5 protein-coding genes are annotated in these 4,552 nt (G+C 36.9%); all 5 read left to right on the forward strand.

All coding sequences use genetic code 11. The features are described from left to right. Nucleotides 1–724: hypothetical protein (locus tag SGJ10_14830; protein ID MDZ4759397.1), on the forward strand; the 724-nt coding region annotated here is incomplete at its 5' end. Next, nucleotides 717–2,780: a polyphosphate kinase 1 gene (ppk1, locus tag SGJ10_14835; GenBank protein ID MDZ4759398.1), complete on the forward strand. Its 2,064-nt coding sequence runs from the start codon at nt 717–719 to the stop codon at nt 2,778–2,780. The genes SGJ10_14830 and ppk1, both read left to right, overlap by 8 nt. Before the next feature lie 66 nt (nt 2,781–2,846). After that, complete coding sequence (locus tag SGJ10_14840) at nt 2,847–2,987, forward strand: spore protein (protein MDZ4759399.1); 141 nt, start codon at nt 2,847–2,849, stop codon at nt 2,985–2,987. A 62-nt stretch (nt 2,988–3,049) separates the two neighbouring features. After that, nucleotides 3,050–3,505, forward strand: a complete 456-nt coding sequence (locus SGJ10_14845) for a PaaI family thioesterase (protein ID MDZ4759400.1) — start codon at nt 3,050–3,052, stop codon at nt 3,503–3,505. A gap of 76 nt (nt 3,506–3,581) precedes the next feature. Beyond that, a complete protein-coding gene (locus tag SGJ10_14850; protein MDZ4759401.1) occupies nt 3,582–4,247 on the forward strand; it encodes a TylF/MycF/NovP-related O-methyltransferase in 666 nt (221 codons plus the stop codon). Nucleotides 4,248–4,552: the final 305 nt, after the last annotated feature.

The following is a 4,552-nucleotide window of genomic DNA, read 5'->3' on the forward strand; positions in this document are numbered from 1 at the left end:
GGATGGTACCAATATCATGCACCATTATTTATTGCTAGATTTATTTTTGAAGCAAAATAACCATATTGAATATTTGGTATATAATATAGATCCCTGGTCCTTGAGTTTCAAATTAGACGACCCGAAAAGAACCTGGATATTGTTAAATAATATCAGCGATGAAAATGTGCTTGCACAATACCAATCAATTTTTGGAACCCGTGCTTATTTTTGGCGATATGCCCCATTTTGGAAATTTGCTGAATACAATTCCAGACTGGGTGTAATAGCGGCGGCAAATAGTAAATTGGGATTACTAAAGCAAGAGTATCAAGTAAAAAATGGTGACTATTTAAAACCCAATAATAATACCGTTGATACCCATAAATTTAATAAGATGACAGAAATACCAGATAGCTTTAAAGTAAACAGGCAGAACTTGTATTATTTAGAAAAGCTCATTACATTGTGTAAAATTAAAAATGTAAAGCTAGTGATGATAACCGCACCCATTTTAAAGTTGCAGGAACGGCTCACCGTAAAAATTGATGCGATAACAAAATCATATTTTCTTCCTATTCTAAACAAGAATAATATTCCCTATTTAGATTTCACCCATTTAAGCCTTGGGCACGATTATCACAATTTTTATGACTATCACCATTTAAATAGCTTGGGTAAGACAAAATATAATAGTATACTTGCAGTGGAATTGCTAAAGCAGTTTTATAAAATAGATGATTAAAGAAGACCAAGGTAAATTATACCAAGACAGGGAAGTAAGTTGGTTGGCCTTTAATGAGCGGGTATTGCAAGAGGCCGCCGACGATACAGTGCCAGTTTTAGAGCGTTTAAAGTTCTTATCTATTTTTTCTTCAAATCTCGATGAGTTTTTCAGGGTAAGAGTTGCTTCACTTCGTCGCTTACTTAAAGTAGGCAAAAAGGATTTGCTGCCCATGCAACATGCACCGGCAGTGGTTATTGATTTAATACAAAAGAAAGTTTTGCATCAGCAAATCAAGTTTAATGAGACCTATCAGAATATTATTGAAAAATTAGAAGGAGAGAATATATTCATAGTTGACGAAAAAACCCTCACTACTGAACAGACCAAAGAAGTGAGAGAATACTTTACCAATTCGGTACTTCCGTTTTTGTTCCCTATTATCATGGACGAAAAGTATGAATTGCCCTTGCTGAAGGATAAGTCATTATACCAGGTGGTGAGTATGGATACGCAAAACAATTCATCTAAGTCAATTTATGCTTTGTTCGAGTTGCCAACTGATGTAATAAGCAGGTTTTATTTAATTAAAGCGGGTGCCAAAAATGCGACCCATATCATATTGCTCGATGATGTTATTCGCTCGTCGATGGATTTATTGTTTTCTATTTTCGATTATGACGAGTTTCATTCATTTACGATAAAAATTACACGCGATGCTGAGTTGGATTTGGACAGCGACCTTACCAAATCGTTGCTTGATATTATGCAGCAAAGTTTGAAGAGTCGCAAAAAGGGTGCCCTCACCCGATTGGTTTACGACGAAAGAATACCTGTTGAGATGCTTACTTATCTTATTAATAAACTCAAAGTAAGTACCCGCAGCCTTATTCCTGGAGGCCGTTATCATAACTATAAAGATTTTTTCGATTTCCCTGTTATTAAGAACAAAGCATTATATAATCAGCCTTTGCAGCAAGCTAGGATAGAATCTATTGATAAGTCAAAAACCATGTTTGCGGCTATTAGCCAAAGAGATTATATATTATATCACCCATTTCATAGTTTCGATTACATCATTAGGTTATTGCGTGAGGCAGCTATCGATCCGAGTGTACGGGTCATTAAAATTACGTTGTACCGTGTGGCCAAACATTCCAGCATTGTGCACGCACTCATCAACGCTATTAAAAATGGTGCTAAAGTATATGCTTGGATGGAGCTGCAAGCCCGATTTGATGAAGAATCCAATATATATTGGGCCAAAAAATTGGAAGAGGCTGGAGCCAGTGTTTTTTATGGAAAGTCGGGACAAAAAATTCACTGCAAAATGTGTTTAATTTCAAGAAAGGAGGGAGAAGAAATTATTAATTATGGGCATTTGTCAACAGGGAATTACAATAGAATTACAGGAAAGTTATACTGCGATTTTGGGTTGCTCACAGTCAATCCAGAAGTAATAGCGGATATGAATGCAATGTTTAAAATGTTGCAAAAACCCGAAAAGCCTGCAAAAACTAAACATATAATGGCGGCACCCCATAATTTGAAATTGTTTTTTCTCGGTAAAATCGAACATGAAACCTTATTGGCACAAGAGGGAAAGAAAGCTTATATCACAGCCAAAATGAATAGTTTGGTTGATAAGGATATTATTGACAAATTGTACGAAGCATCGAAAGCAGGGGTGAAGATAAATTTAATAATACGCGGTATCTGCTGTCTGGTGCCAGGTATAGCAGGGCTAAGCGAGAATATCTCAGTGGTGAGTATTATAGACCGATTGCTGGAACATACACGGGTGTTTATTTTCGGCAACGATGGCAATGAGATTATATACCTTTCTAGTGCCGATTGGATGACCCGTAATTTGGAGAACAGGATAGAAGCCGCTTTCCCCATTCTCGATTCAAATTGTTGCAAAATTGTGAAAGACATTATTAACCTGCAATTGAGCGACAATGTGAAAGCTAGGATTATAGATCAAAACCTCGATAACCATTATAAAAATGGGGGCAAAAAGCCCGTTAGATCGCAGATAGCAATCGCTAAATATCTGGCCTCCTTAAAACAATGAGCAAAAAAATTTGCCTGTTTTGATGTTTACCCATAAATTTGCACTCCTAAAAAAAATTAAACAATCATGGCAGTTACTAGACTTAAAAGAAAAGACCGTTACAATAAAACCGTTTCCAGGTTGAAGCAACAACACATCAAGCTTGTTATCAAAACTGTGAGTGTAGAATCTCCCTATAAAGATAAGACAGGCATTATAGAAGACTAATGATCTTTGTTACCAAATTTACAATCACCCTGCCACAAGTGGGGTGATTTTTTTTTTATTATATGTCAGCACAATTCACTGTTTTAAATCCGAATTACAAAGAGCTAATAGTTGAAAAACTAATTGGGCAGCGGTTTATGCACCATATCGGTTTTGAGCTCGACCGCATAGAGCCTGGATTGGTAACAGCGGGGATGCTTATAGAAGAGCATATTTTGCAGCAAACAAATTTTGTACATGGCGGTGCTACTTCCACGCTAGCCGATTTAGTAATGGGCTTTGCAGCTTATACTTTGGTTGATGTGGGACAAGTAGTATTAACAGCCGACCTACGTGTATCATACTTAAATCCAGGGCAAGGCGATAAAATTACGGCCAAAGGATTTGTGATTAAAGCTGGTCGTAAAATGATATTCTGTGAGAGTGAAGTTTATTGTGAGAAGAAGGGTGTGCAAACTATCATAGCCAAGGCTTCGGCTACCATGTGTGTAGTGAACTTAATTGAGATTGGGTTGTAGGATATGATTCGCTGCGGCGAATGGGATTTGGGGGTCCAATGAAAAGAGTATTATATATATAAATATAGTTTAAGTTTTGAAAAAAATATTCCACCTATTACAAAGGATACTTGCCAAGCGTGGTCTGCATTTGGTTAAATCTCTTATATATCTGAACCGTGCAAAACGAATAGATCTGAACCGTTTGGATTATAATAGATTGGCATGCCTCGAAATGTGTGGGCACGAAATATATGCGAATAATGTATTGGGAAATGTGGCAGAACTTGGCGTGTTTCGTGGTGATTTTGCCAAAGATATTAATACCGTTTTCCCTGACAGGAAATTATATTTGTTCGATACATTTGAAGGATTTGATGAACGTGATTTAGGAACTGAAGTGGGGAAAGGATTTTCGAGTGGCGATCAAGATTTTAGTGGAACCAGTGTGGCTATGGTGCTGAGCAAAATGCCACATCCGAATAATTGTATGGTGTGCAAAGGTTATTTTCCAGCTACAGCGGAAGGCATGGAAGACAAGTTTGCATTTGTGAGTATTGATACTGATTTATATGAACCTATTTTGGCAGGCCTCAAATATTTCTACCCTAGGCTTAGTGCTGGAGGATATATATTCGTTCACGATTATAATAATGAAGGATATAAAGGTGCAAGGCAAGCAGTGTTAGCATATTGCAAAGAACAAAAAATCCCTTTCGTCCCTATTCCTGATTTAGGAGGGAGTGTGGTTATTGGGAGATAAAAAAATAGAAAGTTGTCGGTTAAGGTTGTTGTGTTATTAACAGGACTATTTTCGGTACTTTGGCAATTTAATTTAATACCAATTCTTAAACTATAATAGTTCTCCGCCTGTGGCGGATTTAGTTTTTAGATTAGTATTACCGAACTACATCCCAAAAGCCCCGCAAACTTGCGGGGGGATTAGTCCCCCTTTTTTTGGACTATTATATAGGGTCTGCTCATAAACTAAATAAACTTGTTAAACTTACTATAAATCAGTATTTTTTGCAATTAGGTCGTTGATTTTGCTGCAAGGCTTTTTAGCGA

Source organism: Bacteroidota bacterium (assembly GCA_034439655.1).
In the GTDB taxonomy this organism is placed as follows: Bacteria; Bacteroidota; Bacteroidia; order UKL13-3; family UKL13-3; genus CANJUD01.